At 62.8% G+C, this 1,086-nt stretch carries 1 protein-coding gene; it reads left to right on the forward strand.

The genetic code is table 11. From position 1 onward, the window contains the following. Positions 1-40 precede the first annotated feature (40 nt). The gene (locus H5J30_RS35165) at positions 41-862 is read left to right on the forward strand and encodes an AfsR/SARP family transcriptional regulator (RefSeq protein ID WP_181791850.1); all 822 of its coding nucleotides are present in this window, start codon (positions 41-43) and stop codon (positions 860-862) included. Positions 863-1,086 lie beyond the last annotated feature (224 nt).

Consider the following 1,086-nt stretch of genomic DNA (forward strand, 5'->3'; position numbering starts at 1 on the left):
GGTTGTGTGTGGTGTGTTGGTCGGTGGATGGAGGGGTGTTGTGGAGATTCGGGTTTTGGGTCCGTTGTGTGGTGTGGTGAATGGGGGGTCGGTTGTTCCGTCGGCGGGTAAGCCGCGTCAGGTGTTTGCGTTGTTTGCGTTGTATCCGGGGCGGGTTTTGCCGGTGTCGATGTTGATGGAGGAGGTGTGGCGGGCGGAGTTGCCGCCGAGTGCGATGACGACGTTGCAGACTTATATTATGCAGTTGCGGCGTTGTTTGGGTAGGGCGTTGGGTGCGGGGGGTGCGGAGCGGGCGAAGGGTGTGTTGGCGACGCGGCATGGGGGTTATGTGTTGCAGGTGCCGTCGGAGTCGGTGGATGTTTTTGCGTATGAGCGGTTGGTGGGGGAGGGGCAGGGGGCTTTTGAGCGGGGGGAGGATGAGCGGGCTGCGTCTTTGTTCAGGAAGGCGTTGGGTTTGTGGCAGGGGCCTGCTTTGGTGGATGTGCGGTTGGGTCCGATTATGGAGATTGAGGTGATGCGGTTGGAGGAGTCGCGGTTGGTGACGGTGGAGCGGCGGATTGATGCTGATTTGCGGTTGGGTCGGCATGGTGAGTTGATTTCGGAGTTGGTGGATTTGATTGCGCGTCATCCTCAGCATGAGGGTTTGCATGCGCAGGCGATGTTGTCGTTGTATCGGTCGGGTCGGCAGGCGTCGGCGTTGGATGTGTATCGGCGGTTGCGTGGGCGGTTGATCGAGGAGTTGGGTGTGGAGCCGTCGCCGCCGTTGCAGCGTTTGCATCAGGCGATGTTGGCGGTGGATCCGGAGTTGGATGTGGTGGCGGGTCCGCGTCGGGGTTCGACGTTCGACCGCTACGCGGCGTAGCGGCGAGAACGACACGGTGACCGTCACCTGCGGGATCGCCCGGACCATCTGGTCACCAGGACGAGGGCGCAGAGCGGTAGGGGGTTTCCCGGCACTCGGTGACGAGTGCCGGGAAACCCCCTACCGCTGTGTGTACTTGCGGCGGGCCGCCGCACGGTTCGGGTGGTGGCGGGTGCGGTCAGTGCGCGACGGCGGTCTCCGGGTCCTCTGTTTTGTCTTGGTTG

This window comes from Streptomyces phytophilus (assembly GCF_013870535.1).
Classification (GTDB): domain Bacteria; phylum Actinomycetota; class Actinomycetes; order Streptomycetales; family Streptomycetaceae; genus Streptomyces; species Streptomyces phytophilus.